The sequence below is a fragment of the Pseudomonas sp. 910_23 genome, assembly GCF_052850795.1.
On record NZ_VXCZ01000023.1, the window covers coordinates 14,550 to 32,714 of the forward strand.

The 18,165-nt window shown below is 60.3% G+C and carries 15 protein-coding genes; 12 read left to right on the forward strand and 3 right to left on the reverse strand.

What is annotated here, in order from left to right; all coding sequences use genetic code 11:
* Nucleotides 1-27 precede the first annotated feature (27 nt).
* Nucleotides 28-906 carry a heme/hemin ABC transporter substrate-binding protein gene (locus tag FW800_RS23645; RefSeq protein ID WP_446438564.1) on the reverse strand — a complete coding sequence of 293 codons (879 nt, stop codon included), beginning with the start codon at nucleotides 904-906 and terminating at the stop codon, nucleotides 28-30.
* Between the two features lie 156 nt (nucleotides 907-1,062).
* Between FW800_RS23645 and FW800_RS23650 the strand changes: the two genes are divergently transcribed.
* Entirely contained in the window at nucleotides 1,063-1,380 is a 318-nt protein-coding gene (locus tag FW800_RS23650) for a Rieske (2Fe-2S) protein (RefSeq protein WP_005791425.1), read from the forward strand.
* On the opposite strand, the gene sfsA is transcribed toward FW800_RS23650, so the two are convergent.
* Both sfsA and FW800_RS23660 read right to left on the reverse strand, forming a co-directional pair.
* Nucleotides 1,377-2,090, reverse strand: a complete 714-nt coding sequence (gene sfsA / locus FW800_RS23655; protein WP_446438565.1) for a DNA/RNA nuclease SfsA — start codon at nucleotides 2,088-2,090, stop codon at nucleotides 1,377-1,379. The genes FW800_RS23650 and sfsA overlap by 4 nt on opposite strands.
* Complete coding sequence (locus FW800_RS23660; RefSeq protein ID WP_005791428.1) at nucleotides 2,090-3,262, reverse strand: pyridoxal phosphate-dependent aminotransferase; 1,173 nt, start codon at nucleotides 3,260-3,262, stop codon at nucleotides 2,090-2,092. The genes sfsA and FW800_RS23660 overlap by 1 nt, the downstream gene beginning before the upstream one ends.
* A gap of 319 nt (nucleotides 3,263-3,581) precedes the next feature.
* Here FW800_RS23660 and dksA point away from each other — a divergent pair, with 319 nt between their 5' ends.
* The 11 genes from dksA to acs all read left to right on the forward strand — a co-directional run bounded on the left by dksA (nucleotide 3,582) and on the right by acs (nucleotide 18,156).
* Nucleotides 3,582-4,016, forward strand: coding sequence for an RNA polymerase-binding protein DksA (dksA, locus tag FW800_RS23665; RefSeq protein ID WP_005791430.1), 435 nt, complete (start codon nucleotides 3,582-3,584; stop codon nucleotides 4,014-4,016).
* 82 nt (nucleotides 4,017-4,098) lie between these two features.
* Nucleotides 4,099-4,986: a tRNA glutamyl-Q(34) synthetase GluQRS gene (gluQRS, locus tag FW800_RS23670; protein ID WP_446438566.1), complete on the forward strand. Its 888-nt coding sequence runs from the start codon at nucleotides 4,099-4,101 to the stop codon at nucleotides 4,984-4,986.
* A gap of 62 nt (nucleotides 4,987-5,048) precedes the next feature.
* Nucleotides 5,049-5,225 (forward strand): hypothetical protein, encoded by a 177-nt coding sequence (locus tag FW800_RS23675; protein ID WP_003176118.1) that lies wholly within the window; start codon nucleotides 5,049-5,051, stop codon nucleotides 5,223-5,225.
* The gene (locus FW800_RS23680) at nucleotides 5,209-8,163 is read left to right on the forward strand and encodes a sensor histidine kinase (RefSeq protein WP_005791453.1); all 2,955 of its coding nucleotides are present in this window, start codon (nucleotides 5,209-5,211) and stop codon (nucleotides 8,161-8,163) included. Before FW800_RS23675 ends, FW800_RS23680 begins: the two co-directional genes overlap by 17 nt.
* Nucleotides 8,164-8,185: 22 nt before the next feature.
* Nucleotides 8,186-9,625, forward strand: a complete 1,440-nt coding sequence (locus tag FW800_RS23685) for a sigma-54-dependent transcriptional regulator (protein ID WP_446438567.1) — start codon at nucleotides 8,186-8,188, stop codon at nucleotides 9,623-9,625.
* A gap of 697 nt (nucleotides 9,626-10,322) precedes the next feature.
* Entirely contained in the window at nucleotides 10,323-11,726 is a 1,404-nt protein-coding gene (locus tag FW800_RS23690; protein ID WP_032879455.1) for a polynucleotide adenylyltransferase PcnB, read from the forward strand.
* A 2-nt stretch (nucleotides 11,727-11,728) separates the two neighbouring features.
* The gene (folK, locus tag FW800_RS23695) at nucleotides 11,729-12,214 is read left to right on the forward strand and encodes a 2-amino-4-hydroxy-6-hydroxymethyldihydropteridine diphosphokinase (protein WP_216092106.1); all 486 of its coding nucleotides are present in this window, start codon (nucleotides 11,729-11,731) and stop codon (nucleotides 12,212-12,214) included.
* Between the two features lie 362 nt (nucleotides 12,215-12,576).
* Nucleotides 12,577-13,377, forward strand: a complete 801-nt coding sequence (gene panB, locus FW800_RS23700) for a 3-methyl-2-oxobutanoate hydroxymethyltransferase (protein ID WP_005791461.1) — start codon at nucleotides 12,577-12,579, stop codon at nucleotides 13,375-13,377.
* Entirely contained in the window at nucleotides 13,374-14,225 is an 852-nt protein-coding gene (gene panC / locus FW800_RS23705; RefSeq protein WP_122734166.1) for a pantoate--beta-alanine ligase, read from the forward strand. Before panB ends, panC begins: the two co-directional genes overlap by 4 nt.
* Nucleotides 14,226-14,448: 223 nt before the next feature.
* Nucleotides 14,449-16,113, forward strand: a complete 1,665-nt coding sequence (gene pgi, locus FW800_RS23710; RefSeq protein ID WP_446438568.1) for a glucose-6-phosphate isomerase — start codon at nucleotides 14,449-14,451, stop codon at nucleotides 16,111-16,113.
* A gap of 105 nt (nucleotides 16,114-16,218) precedes the next feature.
* Nucleotides 16,219-18,156: an acetate--CoA ligase gene (gene acs / locus FW800_RS23715; RefSeq protein ID WP_078822318.1), complete on the forward strand. Its 1,938-nt coding sequence runs from the start codon at nucleotides 16,219-16,221 to the stop codon at nucleotides 18,154-18,156.
* The last annotated feature ends 9 nt before the right edge of the window (nucleotides 18,157-18,165 follow it).

Below are 18,165 nucleotides of genomic sequence, written 5' to 3' on the forward strand. Positions count from 1 at the left end.
ACAGTGTCTTGGGCTTAAGCAGAGTGGTCATGGAGCCGATTTAGCCTGGGACGGATAAAAACCAGCGGACAGTTTCACCAGGTTTTCTGGCAATCGCGGCCCCAGACCACCCACCAGCAAGGTCGGATCCAGCTCAAACACTCGCCCACGCTTGGCTGCCGGTGTCGACGCGAGAATCGGGTTTTCCTTGAACAAGGCAGCACGCGCCGCATCACCGGTCAGCGCGCGATCGGCAAACACCAGCACATCAGGACTCAAACCCGCCAAAGACTCGACTGAAAAGGGCTTATAGCCCGAGTGCGTGGCCAGGTTACGTCCGCCCGCCTGCTGCAATATCCAATCGGCGGCCGTGTCCTTGCCCGCGATCAGCGGCTTGCCACCGGCATGGCCCAGCAACAACAGCACGCCCGGAGCCTTTTGCGCCGCCTGGGCCTTGGTCACCCAGCTTTTTTGCTGCTCCAGCGCCTGCCCGTATTTGGCAAACAGTGCGTCTGCCCGGGTCTCACTGCCCAGCAGTTTTCCCAAGTGTTCAAGGTTGCCCTTCAATGTCGGCAAATCCGGCTGGGCCGAAAACATCTCGACCTGCACGCCGGCATTGCGAATCTGCGCCAGTACCGGCGGCGGCCCCATTTCCTCAGTGCCCACAAGGATTTGCGGGCGCAGGCTGAGAATGCCTTCAGCCGACAGCTGCCGCTGGTAGCCAATGCTCGGCAACGCCTTGAGCGACTGCGGATGCTGGCTGGTGGTGTCGACCCCGACCAATTTCGATTCGCCGCCTAAAGCCGTCACCCATTCCGATAGCGCCCCTCCAGCACTGACCCAGCGTTGTGGCAGTTCAGAGGCGTGTGCCCCGTGGTTGACCAGCAATGAGACAACAAGCGCAATAGCGCTGGTACTCAGGCGCATAACAGGGTTTCCTTCCTAGGGCAGGGCCATTCAGGCACTCATCAATGTGACAGAACATTGCTGCCGGACATCGTATTAAGCACCCAGTCAGCTGACGGGCGAAGCGGCCATTTGATAATTGTTTGCATTTGAACGTCAAGGCACTTAAGGATTGAAATGAAGTTTCTCTGCCCCTCAAGCGACCTCGCACCCAACAGCAGCCGCGGTTTTGATATCGATGGCCATAAACTGCTGGCCGTGCGCCGAGACGGCATTGCCTACTTTTATCGCAACCGCTGCCCCCATCGCGGCATCCCGCTGGAATGGCAGCCCGACCGCTTCCTCGACGCCAGCGCCAGCCTGATCCAATGCGCCACCCATGGCGCCCTGTTCCTGATCGAGAGCGGCGAGTGCATCGCCGGCCCGTGCGCAGGCCAGAGTCTCACCGCCCTGCCCGGCCATGAGGATGAACAAGGCTTGTGGGTAGAACTCTAGTCGCCCAACAACACCTTCAGTCGACGCTCGACATACATCTCTTGCGGTGTGACCCGCACGCCGTAAGCCAGCACCTCCACACCCGCGGCCTTGGCCTCGCGTAACGCCGCAGCGTAACCGGCGTCAATTTCCACCGCTGGGCGAACCGCATCGATGCCCGACAAATTCACGCAATACAACTGCACCGCCCGCACACCTTCACGCGCCAGGTGAGCCAGTTCGCGCAAGTGCTTGGCACCGCGCTGCGTCACTGCATCAGGAAAAGCCGCCACCGAGGTTGCGTCAAAACCCAGGGTGACGCTTTTGACCTCCACGAAGGCGGCGCCCTGTGGGTAATCCAGGCGGAAGTCAATGCGGCTCTTCTCCTGACCGTAAGGCACTTCACGCTTTAGCGCCGTAAAGCCATTGAGTTCAGTGATCACGCCAGCCAGCAGCGCCTCTTCAACCAGCTGATTGGCTCGCGCGGTGTTGACGCACGCCAGCCGGCCCTGAGGTGTTTCGGCAATTTCCCAGGTGCCTGGCAACTTGCGCTTGGGGTCCGAGGAACGGCTGAACCAGACCTGGCCACCTTCGACCATGCAATTGAGCATCGAGCCGGTGTTCGGGCAATGAATGGTGAGCAACTCGCCGGTAACGGTTTCGATATCGGTGAGAAAACGCTTGTAGCGGCGGATCAGCCGCCCTTCTTCAAGAGGAGGATAAAAGTGCATCAGCCTTGCCAGCTCCGCAGGCCACGAGCGATGCGCTCCACCGCTTCTTGCAGCCGGTCAATATTTTGCGTGTAGGCAAAACGCACATGGTGGCCCGCTTGATAACGACCGAAATCCAGCCCGGGTGTAAAAGCCACGTGCTCGGTCTCCAGAAAGTGACGGCAGAACGCGAAGGCATCGCCGCCGAACGCGCTGATATCGGCATACAAATAAAACGCCCCTTCCGGCTCCACGGCGATACCGAATCCAAGCTCGCGCAGCGCCGGCAGCAGAAAGTCACGACGCCGGCCGAATTCGGCGCGGCGCTCTTCAAGAATGCTCAGGGTCTGCGGGGTAAAACAGGCCAAGGCAGCGTACTGGGCCATGCTCGGCGCACTGATGTAGAGGTTCTGCGCCAGTTTTTCCAATTCGCTGATCGCAGCAGGAGGCGCTATCAGCCAACCGAGGCGCCATCCGGTCATGCCGAAATACTTCGAAAAACTATTCAAGACGAAAGCGTCATCGTCGACTTCCAGCACGCTGGCGGCATCGGTGCCGTAGGTGAGGCCGTGGTAGATCTCGTCCACTACCAAGTGGCCGTTACGCGCTTTGACTGCACTCGACAAGCCTGCCAGTTCGTCCCTCGTGAGGACTGTGCCGGTAGGATTGGCCGGGGACGCAACCAGCGCGCCCACGCTGTCCTGGTCCCAATGCCTGGCGACCAGATCGGCGGTCAACTGATAGCGGACCTCAGGCCCCACCGGCACCAACTGCGCCGCGCCCTCTACCAGCCGCAGAAAGTGTCGATTGCAGGGGTAGCCTGGGTCAGCCAGCAGCCAGTGCTTGCCAGGGTCGACCAGCAAGCTGCTGGCCAACAGCAACGCGCCGGAGCCACCGGGCGTAATCAAGATACGCTCGGGATCGACACTCAAGCCGTAGCGCTGCTGGTAAAACCCGCTGATGGCCTCGCGCAACTCGGGCACCCCACGGGCCGCCGTGTAGCGCGTCTTGCCGTTGGCCAGCGCAGCCTGGCCGGCCTGGATGATCGGCTCGGCGGTGGTAAAGTCCGGTTCGCCGATTTCCAGATGGATCACGTCGTGGCCGGCAGCCTGCAGCTCATTGGCGCGTGCCAGCAACGCCATGACATGAAAAGGTTCGATGGCGCGACTGCGCGCACTGTAGGGCTGAGCCATTAGCCTTCCTTAACGGTGAGGACAAAATCAGGATTCTACCGAACCCTCGCGGTAAAACATGCTCTATTGCCTGATTGGGGCTGCAAGTGCACCCTGCGCACGCTCGTAAAACAGCTAAAATCAATATTCGAGGCGATACATACCCAGTCATGGCGGGCTGCTGCAGTTTGCAACCCCTTTGCCCTGGAGCTCGACAACCGGGAGTAGCGCACCCTGAATCTATCTGGTAAGTTCGCCCGCTTGCAGCCGCAGGGCCGGCAGGTGTCGGTGACGTTGCAATCCTGCGCAATGGATTAGAAGAGTGAGAGGCGGTCTATTCATGTCCACCCAAGCAAAGCAACAGAGCATCAGCGGTTTCCAGCCCTACGTTGAATCCAAGGGCGAGGAATACATGGGCAAGCCCATGCGCGAGCACTTCTCCAAAATCCTGAAGCAGTGGAAGCAGGACTTGATGCAGGAAGTCGACCGCACGGTTGACCATATGAAGGACGAAGCAGCCAACTTCCCGGACCCGGCAGACCGTGCCAGCCAGGAAGAGGAATTCGCCCTTGAACTGCGCGCTCGTGATCGCGAACGCAAGTTGATCAAGAAGATCGACAAGACCCTGCAATTGATCGAAGACGAAGAGTATGGCTGGTGCGAATCCTGCGGCGTCGAGATCGGTATTCGCCGCCTCGAAGCCCGCCCGACTGCGGACCTGTGCGTAGACTGCAAGACCTTGGCTGAAATCAAGGAAAAACAGGTCGGCAAGTAACCCTGCCGAACTGAACGAATGGGGCGTGCAAACGCCCCATTTTTGTTTCTGGCGTTTACCGGTTTTGCAGTAGTATCCGCCCATGACAGCCTCTACCTATATCGGGCGTTTCGCCCCCACGCCCAGCGGCCATTTGCACTTCGGCTCCCTGGTTGCTGCCCTCGCCTCCTACCTCGACGCACGCGCCCAACATGGCCGCTGGTTGATGCGCATGGAAGACCTTGACCCTCCCCGTGAAGAGCCCGGCGCCCAGGCAGCGATCCTGCATGCCCTGCAAAGCTACGGCTTTGAATGGGATGGCGAGCTGGTTCGGCAGAGCGAGCGGCATGACGCCTACGCCAAAGTGCTGAATGACCTGTTCAACCATGGCCTGGCCTACGCCTGCACATGCTCGCGCAAGCAACTGGAACCCTACAACGGGATTTACCCAGGCTTGTGCCGCAATGCCGGCCACAACCAGCAGGATGCTGCCATCCGTCTGCGTGTGCCTGAACTGGAATACCACTTTACCGACCGCGTGCAGGGCGAGTTCCGACAGCATCTGGGCCGCGACGCCGGCGACTTCATCATCCGGCGCCGCGACGGCCTCTACGCCTATCAGTTGGCCGTGGTCCTCGACGATGCCTGGCAAGGGGTTACCGATATCGTGCGCGGCGCCGACCTGCTGGACTCCACGCCGCGCCAGCTTTACTTGCAAGAGCTGCTCGGCCTGCGCCAGCCACGTTACCTGCATGTACCACTGATTGTGCAGCCGGACGGCAACAAACTGGGAAAATCCTACCGCTCCCCACCTTTGACCGCCGACCAGGCCACGCCCTTGCTGCTTCGCGCACTGCGCGCCCTCGGCCAGCCAGCCGGTAACGAACTGCTTTACGCAAGCCCACGGGAACTGCTGGATTGGGGCATTACGCACTGGGACGCGACGCAGATCCCGCGCACACTCACGCTGGCCGAAGCGCAATTGAGTTGAAGGCGCTTGCAGGTTGCCCGCCATCCGTTACCATCGCCGCAGACTTTTTTTCAGAGGCCAATATGTATATCTATCGATTGGTCCTGTTGCTGGTCGTCGGGATCTACCTGTTCTCCCCCGCCATCATGGATTGGTGGATCGACGCCACGGGTGCCTGGTATCGCCCTTATCTGCTGTGGCTGATCCTGATCGTCGTGACCTTCATCCTGCAGAGCCAAAAAGATGCCGATGAGCTTTAGCCTCACCCAGATGCTGCTGATCAGCGCCGCCTACCTGGCTGCGTTGTTCGGCGTGGCCTGGATCAGTGAGCGCGGAATGATTCCGCGGGCGATCATTCGCCATCCGCTGACCTACACCTTGTCCCTGGGCGTGTACGCCAGCGCCTGGGCGTTCTACGGTACGGTGGGCCTGGCCTATCAGTACGGCTACGGTTTTCTGTCCAGTTACCTGGGGGTGTCCGGTGCGTTCCTGCTGGCGCCGGTGTTGCTGTACCCGATCCTGAAAATCACTCGTACCTACCAGTTATCATCCCTGGCGGACCTGTTTGCCTTCCGCTTTCGCAGTACCTGGGCCGGTGCGCTGACCACGATTTTCATGCTGATCGGCGTACTGCCGTTGCTGGCCCTGCAGATTCAAGCAGTGGCAGACTCCATCAGCATCCTGACCCGCGAACCCGTGCAACACCGTGTTGCCCTGGCTTTCTGTGCACTGATCAGCCTGTTCACAATTTTCTTCGGCTCGCGCCATATTGCTACCCGCGAGAAACACGAAGGTTTGGTGTTCGCAATTGCCTTTGAGTCGGTCATCAAGCTGATCGCCATCGGCGGCGTCGGCCTGTATGCGCTCTACGGCGTGTTCGACGGCCCGCAACAGCTGGAGCTGTGGCTGCTGCAAAACCAGACTGCCCTCGCCGCGCTGCACACACCCTTGCAGGAAGGCCCATGGCGCACGCTGCTGTTGGTGTTCTTCGCCTCGGCGATCGTAATGCCGCACATGTACCACATGACCTTCACCGAAAACCTCAACCCACGCTCACTGGTGAGTGCGAGCTGGGGCTTGCCGCTGTTCCTGTTACTGATGAGCCTGGCGGTGCCGTTGATCCTGTGGGCCGGCCTGAAACTGGGGGCCACCACCAACCCTGAGTATTTCACCCTGGGCATCGGCATTGCCGCCAACAGCCCGGCGTTGGCACTGCTGGCGTATGTCGGCGGTTTGTCGGCGGCCAGTGGATTGATCATTGTCACCACGCTGGCGCTATCGGGCATGGCACTCAACCACTTGGTGCTGCCGCTGTACCAGCCGCCGGCTGAGGGCAATATCTACCGCTGGTTGAAATGGACCCGCCGCGCGCTGATCGTTGCGATCATTACCGCCGGCTACGGGTTCTACCTGCTGCTCGGCGCCGGGCAAGACCTGGCCAACCTTGGCATTGTCGCGTTTGTCGCCACCTTGCAGTTCCTGCCGGGGGTGTTGTCGGTGCTGTACTGGCCGACCGCCAACCGCCGTGGTTTTATCGCCGGGCTGCTGGCGGGGATCCTGGTGTGGATCGTCACCATGTTGCTACCACTGGTCGGCAACTTGCAGGGCTTCTACATTCCGTTGCTGAACATGATTTACGTGCTCGACGACACCAGTTGGCACATGGCGGCCATTGCCTCGCTGGCCGCCAACGTACTGATGTTCACCCTGATCTCACTGTTCACCAACGCCAGCGCCGAAGAAACCAGCGCCGCCGAAGCCTGCGCAGTGGACAACGTGCGTCGCCCGCAACGCCGCGAACTGCACGCAGCCTCGCCCCAGGAGTTTGCCACGCAACTGGCCAAGCCTCTGGGCGCCAAGGCGGCGCAAAAGGAGGTCGAGCAAGCGCTGCGTGACCTCTACCTGCCGTTCGACGAGCGTCGCCCCTATGCCCTGCGCCGTCTGCGTGACCGTATCGAGGCCAACCTCTCCGGCCTGATGGGCCCCAGCGTGTCCCAGGACATGGTCGAGACCTTCCTGCCCTACAAGGCGGGCGGCGAAAACTACGTGACCGAAGACATCCATTTCATCGAAAGCCGGCTGGAGGATTACCACTCACGCCTCACCGGCCTGGCCGCCGAACTCGATGCCTTGCGCCGTTACCACCGCCAGACCTTGCAGGAACTGCCGATGGGTGTCTGTTCCCTGGCCAAGGACCAGGAAATCCTGATGTGGAACAAGGCCATGGAAGAACTCACCGGCATCGCCGCGCAGCGGGTAGTGGGTTCGCGCCTCAATACCCTGGCCGATCCGTGGAAAGAACTGCTTCAGGGGTTTATCAACCTGCCCGACGAGCACTTGCACAAGCAGCACCTGGCCCTCGACGGCCAGACCCGCTGGCTCAACCTGCACAAAGCCGCCATTGATGAGCCCCTGGCTCCCGGTAACAGCGGCCTGGTTTTGCTGGTGGAAGACCTCACCGACACGCAGATGCTCGAAGACAAGCTGGTGCATTCCGAGCGCCTGGCCAGTATTGGTCGTCTCGCAGCCGGCGTGGCCCACGAAATCGGCAACCCGATCACCGGTATCGCCTGCCTGGCGCAGAACCTGCGCGAGGAGCGCGAGGAAGACGGTGAAATCACTGAAATCAGCGGGCAGATCCTTGAACAGACCAAGCGCGTTTCGCGCATCGTGCAGTCGCTGATGAGCTTCGCCCACTCCGGCGCGCATCAAAACCAGGACGAAGCGGTGTGCCTGGCCGAGGTCGCGCAGGACGCCATTGGGCTTCTGGCCTTGAATCGGCGCAATTTCGAAGTACAGTTCTTTAATCTGTGTGATCCGGAACATTGGGTCGATGGCGACTCGCAACGCCTGGCCCAAGTGCTGATCAACCTGCTGTCCAACGCACGCGATGCGTCGCCGGCCGGCAGCGCTGTACGCGTCAAGAGCGAGGCTTTCGAGCACACGGTCGACCTGATCGTGGAGGACGAAGGCAGCGGCATCCCACAGAACATCATGGACCGATTGTTCGAACCTTTCTTCACCACCAAGGACCCCGGTGAAGGTACCGGTCTGGGCCTTGCACTGGTCTATTCCATCGTTGAAGAGCATTATGGACAAATCACCATCGACAGCCCGGCTGACACCGAAAGCCAACGCGGCACCCGTATCCGGGTGACCTTGCCGCGTCATGTCGAAGCGACGTCCGCTGTGAACTGAGACCGTCGAGAGAATTGAATCAATGCCGCACATTTTGATCGTCGAAGACGAAACCATTATCCGCTCTGCCTTGCGTCGCCTGCTTGAACGAAATCAGTACCAGGTCAGCGAAGCCGGCTCGGTGCAGGAAGCCCAGGAGCGGTTCAGCATCCCCACGTTCGACCTGATTGTCAGCGACCTGCGCCTGCCTGGAGCTCCGGGCACCGAGCTGATCAAGCTGGGCCAAGGCACCCCGGTGCTGATCATGACCAGCTACGCCAGCCTGCGCTCGGCGGTCGACTCGATGAAGATGGGCGCGGTGGACTATATCGCCAAGCCTTTCGATCACGATGAGATGCTCCAAGCCGTGGCCCGCATCCTGCGTGACCGTCAGTCGGCCAGCAGCGCGCCTGCCGAACAGCGTCCAACCGGTAAAGCGACCAACGGCGCCGACAAGCCCGGTGTGGACAACAGCAATGGCGAGATCGGCATCATCGGCTCCTGCCCGCCGATGCAGGATCTGTACAGCAAGATCCGCAAAGTGGCGCCGACCGATTCCAATGTATTGATCCAGGGCGAGTCGGGCACTGGCAAGGAGCTGGTTGCCCGCGCCCTGCACAACCTGTCCAAGCGCGCCAAGGCACCGATGATCTCGGTGAACTGCGCGGCAATCCCCGAATCGCTGATCGAGTCCGAACTGTTCGGTCACGAGAAAGGCGCGTTCACCGGCGCCAGCGCCGGGCGTGCTGGCCTGGTTGAAGCGGCGGACGGCGGCACCTTGTTCCTCGATGAAATCGGCGAGCTGCCACTGGAAGCCCAGGCGCGCTTGTTGCGGGTGTTGCAGGAAGGCGAGATTCGCCGAGTCGGTTCGGTGCAATCGCAAAAGGTTGATGTGCGGCTTATTGCAGCGACGCACCGTGACCTCAAGAGCCTGGCCAAGATCGGCCAGTTCCGTGAAGACTTGTATTACCGCCTGCACGTGATCGCCCTCAAATTGCCAGCCCTGCGCGAGCGCGGCGCCGACGTCAACGAGATCGCCAGTGCGTTCCTGTTACGCCAGAGCGCACGCATCAACCGTACCGACCTGAAGTTTGCCGCGGACGCCGAGCAGGCAATCCGGCATTACTCGTGGCCGGGTAACGTGCGGGAATTGGAGAACGCCGTGGAGCGCGCGGTGATCCTGTCGGAAAGCCCGGAGATTTCCGCCGAGCTTTTGGGCATCGATATCGAGCTCAGTGACCTGGAAGACGATGACTTCATCGGCCTGGCCCCACAACAGGGCGGCGGTAGCAATACCAGTCATGAGCCGACGGAGGATTTGTCACTGGAAGACTACTTCCAGCATTTCGTCCTGGAACATCAGGACCATATGACCGAGACCGAACTGGCCCGCAAGCTGGGTGTGAGTCGCAAGTGCCTGTGGGAGCGGCGCCAGCGCCTGGGCATTCCGCGGCGCAAGACCGGGGTTGCCAGCGAGAGCTGAGGGTGCGCCCCTATGGGTAACACCTGTTAATGTGAAAAAACTGTTACCGCTGACTTTTCACGTAACAAAAGCCGGGGCTTACGGTAACGAAGCCCCGGCTTTTTTTTGCCCTCGAAAACTGCAAAACCACCTCAACCCCCTGATTTTGCTGGCCGGCACAAAAGTTGGCACGCACCCTGCTATATGCTTAGTACAAAAACAATAACAAGCTATGTACAAGACAATAAAAATAAGACGAATCGACTCACGCATAACAAAAACAACACGGCGGAGGCGCAGCTAACTGATTCTTTTGGAGAGGCGTTGCATTTGGGGCTTGCCCCGCAACCAGGCCGAGAACAACAAAAACTGCCCTAAGGCAGAGCCTGAACTGGTTGGATCGTAGATCAGCAACACAGCGACCAAAGCAATCCGTTTGCTCTTGACTCTCGATTGGGAGTGTCATGAAGGTGAAGCTTCATGGCGAGGGCGATCAACAAAAACAAGAAGCCCGAAATCAATAATAAAAATAGAGCACGCAACTACTTCTGGGGGAGCTTCGGCTCCCCTTGTAGTTTCCGGGATTTGACTCCAAAACGCTTATGGCGCAATGCCTGTAGCTTGTTCCTACACCATCCCCTGACTAAATGCTAGAATCCCCGCCCATCATGCGGTCATTCTTCGTTATGGCCGAACATTCCTTCAAACAGTGCATCCCATGCTGAAGAAGTTGTTCCAGTCATTCCGTTCTCCCTTGCGTCGTACGCAACACAAACGCAGCACGCCTGAAGTGCTCAACAGCAGCCAGCATTCGTTGCAGCGCGCTCAATTCAGCCGTTATGCAGTGAACATCGTCGAACGTTTGCAGAACGCCGGCTACCAGGCTTACCTGGTGGGTGGTTGCGTACGCGACATGCTGCTCAATATCACGCCCAAGGATTTCGACGTAGCCACCAGTGCCACACCTGAACAAGTGCGCGCCGAGTTTCGTAACGCACGAATCATCGGCCGGCGCTTCAAGCTGGTGCATATCCATTTTGGTCGCGAAATCATCGAGGTCGCGACCTTCCGCGCCGGCCACCCGCAAAACGATGAAGAGGAAGACACCAATCAGTCTTCCCGCAACGAGAGCGGGCGCATCCTGCGTGATAACGTCTACGGCACCCTGGAGGAGGACGCGCAACGTCGCGACTTCACCATCAATGCCCTTTATTACGATCCGGTCAGCGAGCGCATCCTCGATTACGCCAATGGCGTACACGACATTCGCAATAACCTGATCCGCCTGATCGGTGACCCGACCCAGCGCTATCAGGAAGATCCGGTGCGTATGCTGCGCGCCGTGCGGTTCGCGGCCAAACTCAACTTCGGTATCGAGAAGCACACTGCCGCGCCGATTCGCGAGCTGGCGCCCATGCTGCGGGAAATCCCCTCGGCACGCCTGTTCGAAGAGGTGCTCAAGTTGTTCCTCTCGGGGTATGCCGCCGACACCTTCGAAATGCTCGTCGACCTGCAGTTGTTCGACCCGCTGTTCCCGGCCAGTGCCGAGGCGCTGGAATACAACCCCACGTACACCCACACGCTGATCAGCGAAGCGTTGGTCAACACCGACCTGCGCATCAAGCAGAACAAACCGGTAACCCCGGCATTCCTGTTTGCCGCCCTGCTGTGGCCAGCGCTGCCCAAGCGCGTACTGCGCCTGCAGGACCGTGGCATGCCGCCGATCCCGGCCATGCAGGAAGCCGCTCACGAACTGATCGCCGAGCAGTGCCAACGCATCGCCATCCCGAAACGCTTCACCATGCCGATCCGCGAAATCTGGGACATGCAGGAACGTTTGCCGCGTCGCAGCGGTAAGCGTGCTGACCTGCTGCTGGACAACCCGCGCTTCCGTGCCGGCTACGACTTCCTGCTGCTGCGCGAAAGCGCCGGTGAGCAGACCGATGGCCTGGGCGAATGGTGGACTGACTATCAGGACGCCAATGACAGCCAGCGTCGCGAAATGATTCGTGAGCTTGGCAGCAAAGGCGATGGTGCCGGTGAAGGGCCGAAAAAGCGTCGCCGCAGCGGCAGCAAGCGTAAACGCAGCAGTGCCGATGCCTCGGGCGCCGCGGGCGAATAAACGTGGAACGTATCTACATCGGCATGGGCAGCAACCTGGCTGCCCCGCAACAGCAATTGCGCAGCGCGATCGAGGCGCTGGCGCAACTGCCTGGCACCCACCTCGCCGGGGTGTCTGCCTTTTATCAAAGTGACTCCCTGCTCCCAGGCCAACCGCGCTACACCAACGCGGTTGCGGCACTGGACAGCAGCCTGGCGCCGTTGGACCTGCTCGACGCACTGCAAGCCATCGAGAATGACCAGGGCCGCGAACGTCTTGAGCGCTGGGGCCCACGTACACTGGATCTGGATATCTTGCTGTTCGGTGATCGCCTGATCGACGAACCGCGCCTCAAGGTGCCGCACTACCAGATGCATCTGCGTGCCTTTGTGCTGTATCCGCTGGCTGAATTGGCGTCAACCGACCTGCAACTGCCTGACGGCCAACGCTTGAGCGCCCTGCTCACAGCCTGCCCATTCGTCGGCCTGGAACGCTTACCGCAAGAATGACTCGGTCAATGTGGGAGCTGGCTTGCCTGCGATACAAGCGACTCGGTGTATCAGCCACACCGCGTGGATGCCATCGCAGGCAAGCCAGCTTCCACATTTGATCTGCGCTGCCGTAAACCGCGCACAAGTTGCGCAATGGCGTCAGTAACAGCGGTAACACCGCCATCGTAACAATGCGGTAACACATCCAATTGACTTCCCGTGTCCTCCTCACGACTATAGGCGTCCCGCTGCCGCCAACCCGGCGCTACAGGGCGCAATCCAGGCCTTATAAGCACTGCTTTCAAGACAGTGCGCCTGTATAAACGAAGACTCACGCGCGTTACTCGCTGTTTCCAAGCGCCTGAACGAGGACCCTTTTCATGCCAGACATTACCCTGACCACCTTGCAGAGCCTCAAGCTCAAGGGTGAAAAAATCACCATGCTGACCTGCTATGACGCCACCTTCGCCAACGCCTGTTGCCAGGCCGGGGTTGAAGTGTTGTTAGTGGGCGACTCCCTGGGCATGGTTCTTCAAGGGAATGACAGCACCCTGCCCGTGACCACGGATGAACTGGCCTACCACACCGCCAGCGTCAAGCGTGGCAACGACGGCGCCTTGATCATCGCCGACCTGCCGTTCATGGGTTATGCCACGCTTGAGCAGACCTTCCAGAACGCCGGCAAACTGATGCAGGCCGGCGCCCATATGGTCAAAGTCGAAGGCGCCGTGTGGCTGGCCGAGTCGATCCGGCTGCTGGCTGAACGCGGTGTACCGGTATGTGCACACATGGGCCTGACCCCGCAGTCGGTGAACATCCTCGGCGGCTACAAGGTACAGGGCCGCAATGAAGCCCAGGCGCGTCAGATGCGCGCCGATGCCATCGCCCTGGAACAAGCCGGTGCCGCGATGATTGTGCTGGAGTGCGTCCCCAGCGAACTGGCCGCAGAAATCACCCAGGCCGTCAAAGTGCCGGTAATCGGCATTGGCGCCGGCTCCGCCACCGATGGTCAGGTGCTGGTCCTGCACGACATGCTCGGCCTGTCGATTAGCGGTCACGTGCCCAAGTTCGTGAAGAACTTCATGGCCGGCCAGGACAGCATTCACGCAGCCCTGAGCGCTTACGTCAGCGAAGTCAAGAATGTGACTTTCCCAGGCGTTGAACACGGATTCTCGGCATGAACACCGTTAAAACCGTCCGCGAACTGCGGGCTGCCGTGACCCACGCCCGCAGCGCCGGCAAACGCATCGGCTTTGTGCCTACCATGGGCAACCTGCATAGCGGCCATGCCACCCTGGTGACCAAGGCCGCGCAGCAGGCGGATTTCGTGGTGGCGAGCATCTTCGTCAACCCACTGCAATTCGGTGCCGGCGAAGATCTGGATAAATACCCGCGCACCTTGGCCGCCGACCAGGAAAAACTCCTGCAGGCGGGCTGCAACCTCCTGTTTGCGCCCACTGTCGAGGAAATGTACCCCGATGGCATGAACGGCCAGACCCGCGTCAGCGTGCCACAACTGTCCGAAGGCTTGTGCGGCGCCAGCCGCCCAGGGCATTTCGAAGGCGTGGCCACGGTGGTCAGCAAGTTGTTCAACATGGTCCAGCCCGACATGGCCGTATTTGGCCAGAAGGACTACCAGCAGTTGGCGGTCATTCGCGCCATGGTCCGCGATCTGAACATGCCGATCCAGATCATCGGCGAACCCACCGTGCGTGCAGCGGACGGCCTCGCGCTGTCATCACGCAACGGTTACCTCACCGAGGAGCAACGTGCGGTCGCGCCAGTGCTGTACCGCGCGCTCAGCCAGATCGCCACGGCCATCCAAGACGGTGATCATGATTTCGCCAAGCTTCGCGCCGAGCAAATCCAGCAGATTGAAGCCGCAGGGCTACGCATGGACTACCTGGAAGTGCGCCAGGGCGTACATCTGCGCCCGGCCACGGCTGAAGATCGGGATGTGGTGATCCTGGTCGCCGCTTATCTGGGCGCCACACGCCTGATCGATAACCTGCACCTGAACCTCGCCTGACCCTACTTTACCCTCCACCTGTTGCCCCGACGGCTGTGCCGGTATAAAAAAGTACCGGCCACAGCGCAGACAAAGCCAAGACATATCCACACGCTAGGTTTAATGTAATCGCCCTGCGCTATGGTTAGCGCTGTCTGGAACCCAGTCGTTGAGACAAGAATGGATGTTCCGGGCTTTTAAGTGTCCTAAAGGCAGTCCCTGTAATAAAAGGAAACCCGCAGCGATGGCGTACTACCGCACCCCTCATGACGTTACCGCTCTGCCCGCCTGGCAAGCGCTTGTTCAACATCGCCAAGCCATGCAGGATTTCAGCATGCGCGAAGCGTTCAATGCCGACCCTCAGCGCTTTTCCCAATTTACCTTGAGCAGCTGCGGACTTTTCCTCGATTACTCGAAAAACCTGATCACCAGCGAAACCCGCGACCTGCTGGTGGACCTGGCCAAGGAAGTGAACCTTAAAGGCGCGATTGATGCGCTGTACGCCGGCGAGCCCGTCAACTCTTCCGAAGGCCGCCCGGCGCTGCATACCGCCCTGCGCCGCCCGGTGGGTGACAAGCTGTCGGTCAACGGCGTGAACATCATGCCGGACGTGCACAAGGTGCTGAACCAGATCACTGACCTGGTCGGTCGCATCCACGACGGCCTGTGGCGTGGCTACACCGAAAAGCCGATCACCGACGTGGTGAACATCGGCATCGGTGGTTCGTTCCTCGGTCCGGAACTGGTCTCCGAAGCGCTGTTGTCCTACGCCCACAAAGGCGTGCGTTGCCACTACCTGGCGAATATCGACGGCAGCGAGTTCCACGAGCTGACCATGAAGCTGCGCGCCGAGACCACGCTGTTCATTGTTTCGTCCAAATCCTTCAACACCCTTGAAACCCTGAAGAACGCCCAGGCCGCCCGCGCCTGGTACCTGGCCCAGGGTGGTTCGGAAGCTGAGCTGTATCGCCACTTCATCGCCGTTTCGAGCAACAACGCGGCGGCCGTAGCCTTTGGTATTCGTGAAGAGAACATCTTCCCGATGTGGGATTGGGTAGGTGGGCGTTACTCGCTGTGGTCGGCGATTGGCTTGCCAATCGCCCTGGCCATCGGCATGTCCAACTTCAAGGAACTGCTGTCGGGTGCCTACACCATGGACCAGCACTTCCTGGACGCGCCGTTCGAAGCCAACATGCCTGTGCTGCTGGGTTTGCTGGGCGTGTGGTACGGCAACTTCTGGGGCGCGCAGAGCCATGCGATCCTGCCGTACGACCATTACCTGCGTAACATCACCAAGCATTTGCAACAGCTGGACATGGAATCCAACGGCAAGAGCGTGCGCCAGGACGGCACGCCAGTGTCCACCGATACAGGCCCGGTGATCTGGGGCGGCGTAGGCTGCAACGGGCAGCACGCTTACCACCAGCTGCTGCACCAAGGGACGCAACTGATCCCGGCCGACTTCATCGTGCCGATCGTCAGCTTCAACCCGGTCTCCGATCACCACCAGTGGCTATACGCCAACTGCCTGTCCCAGAGCCAGGCACTGATGCTCGGCAAGACCCGCGGCGAAGCCGAAGCCGAGCTGCGTGAAAAGGGCCTGCCGGAAGCGGAAGTGCAGAAGCTGGCACCGCACAAGGTGATCCCGGGCAACCGTCCGAGCAACACCCTCGTGGTCGAACGCATCAGCCCGCGTCGCCTCGGTGCGCTGGTGGCGATGTATGAGCACAAGGTGTTCGTGCAGAGCGTGGTCTGGGGCATCAACGCTTTTGACCAATGGGGCGTTGAACTGGGCAAGGAACTGGGCAAAGGCGTTTACAACCGCCTGACGGGCGCCGAAGAAACCTCAGCCGAGGACGCTTCGACCCAGGGCCTGATCAACTACTTCCGCGGTCGTCACCGCGGCTGATGCTGATCACTCAAGGCCAACGTCTGTTTGGACGTTGGCCTTGAACCCTCCCACCACAGGGTGCATCTTTATCACTTGTCGCAAAAACAAGAATAAGGATCGCTCATGTTCGATATAAGCACGTTTCCCACCGCCGATGCCGTCCGCCGGGCTGCGCAACTCAGTCAAGAAGACTATCAGCGCCTCTATCGCCAATCCATCGAGCAGCCAGAGACCTTCTGGGCCGAACAGGCCAAGGGCTTTCTGGACTGGATAACACCGTGGCACACCGTCCAGCAGTCAGACATCAATACCGGTGCCGCCCAATGGTTTGCCGGCGGCCAACTGAACGTCAGCTACAACTGCATTGACCGTCACCTGGCGCAACGCGCCGATCAGCCGGCCTTCATCTGGGAGGGCGACGATCCGTCAAAATCCTCCACGATCACTTACCGCCAACTGCATCAAAACGTCAGCCGCCTGGCCAATGTGCTGAAAAACCGTGGCGTGAAAAAAGGCGACCGCGTGTGCATCTACATGCCGATGATCCCGGAAGCGGCCTACGCCATGCTGGCCTGCACGCGAATTGGCGCGGTGCACTCAGTGGTGTTTGGCGGGTTTTCGCCTGACGCCCTGCGTGACCGTATTCTCGATGCCGATTGCCGCACCGTGATCACCGCCGACGAAGGCGTGCGCGGCGGCAAGCCCGTGGCGCTGAAACAGAATGTCGATAAAGCCCTGGCCAGTTGCCCGAACGTCAGCACGGTGCTGGTGGTCGAGCGCACCGGAGCCAGCGTGAACTGGAACGAGGGCCGCGACCTCAAGTATCAAGCGGCCCTGGACGCCGCCAGCGACAACTGCCCACCCGAGCCGATGGACGCCGAGGATCCGTTGTTCATCCTCTACACCTCCGGCAGCACCGGCAAACCCAAGGGCGTACTGCACACCACTGGCGGCTACCTGCTGCAAGCGGCGATGACCTTCAAGTACGTACTCGACTACCAAGAGGGCGAAGTGTTCTGGTGCACCGCCGATGTGGGCTGGGTCACCGGGCATAGCTACATCGTCTACGGTCCGCTGGCCAATGGCGCCACTTCGCTGATGTTCGAGGGCGTGCCGAGTTATCCGGACAGCTCGCGCTTCTGGCAGGTGATCGATAAACATCAGGTGAATATTTTCTACACCGCGCCCACCGCTTTGCGCGCCCTGATGCGTGAAGGCCACGGCCCATTGGAGAGCACCTCCCGCGCCAGCCTGCGCCTGCTGGGCAGTGTCGGTGAGCCGATCAACCCGGAGGCCTGGGACTGGTACTTCAATGCGGTGGGCGAACAGCGCTGCCCCATCGTCGATACCTGGTGGCAAACCGAAACCGGCGGCATCATGCTCAGCCCGCTGGTCAGCGCCCAGCGCATCAAGCCGGGCTGCGCGACACAGCCGATGTTCGGCGTACAACCGGTGCTGCTCGATGAGCAGGGCAAGGAAATCAGCGGCGCCGGCAGCGGCGTCCTCGCTATCAAATCAAGCTGGCCGGGGCAGATTCGCAGCGTCTACGGCGACCCGCAGCGTATGATCGACACTTACTTCAAGCCCTATCCCGGCTACTACTTCACCGGCGACGGCGCGCGCCGCGATGAAGACGGCGACTACTGGATCACCGGTCGCATCGATGATGTGATCAACGTGTCCGGCCATCGCATCGGCACCGCCGAGGTCGAAAGCGCCCTGGTGCTGCATGACCAGGTCGCTGAAGCCGCTGTGGTCGGCTATCCCCATGACGTCAAGGGCCAGGGCATCTATGCCTTTGTAACGCCAATGAACGGCGTCGAGCCCAGCGATACGCTGAAAAAGCACTTGCTGGACCTGGTCAGCAAGGAAATTGGCAGCTTTGCCAAACCGGAACTGATCCAGTGGGCGCCTGCCTTGCCGAAAACCCGCTCCGGAAAGATCATGCGGCGCATCTTGCGCAAGATCGCCTGCAACGAACTGGACAGCCTGGGCGATACCTCAACCCTGGCTGACCCAAGCGTCGTAGACGGGTTGATCGACAAACGCCTGAACCGATAGCGCTCAGGA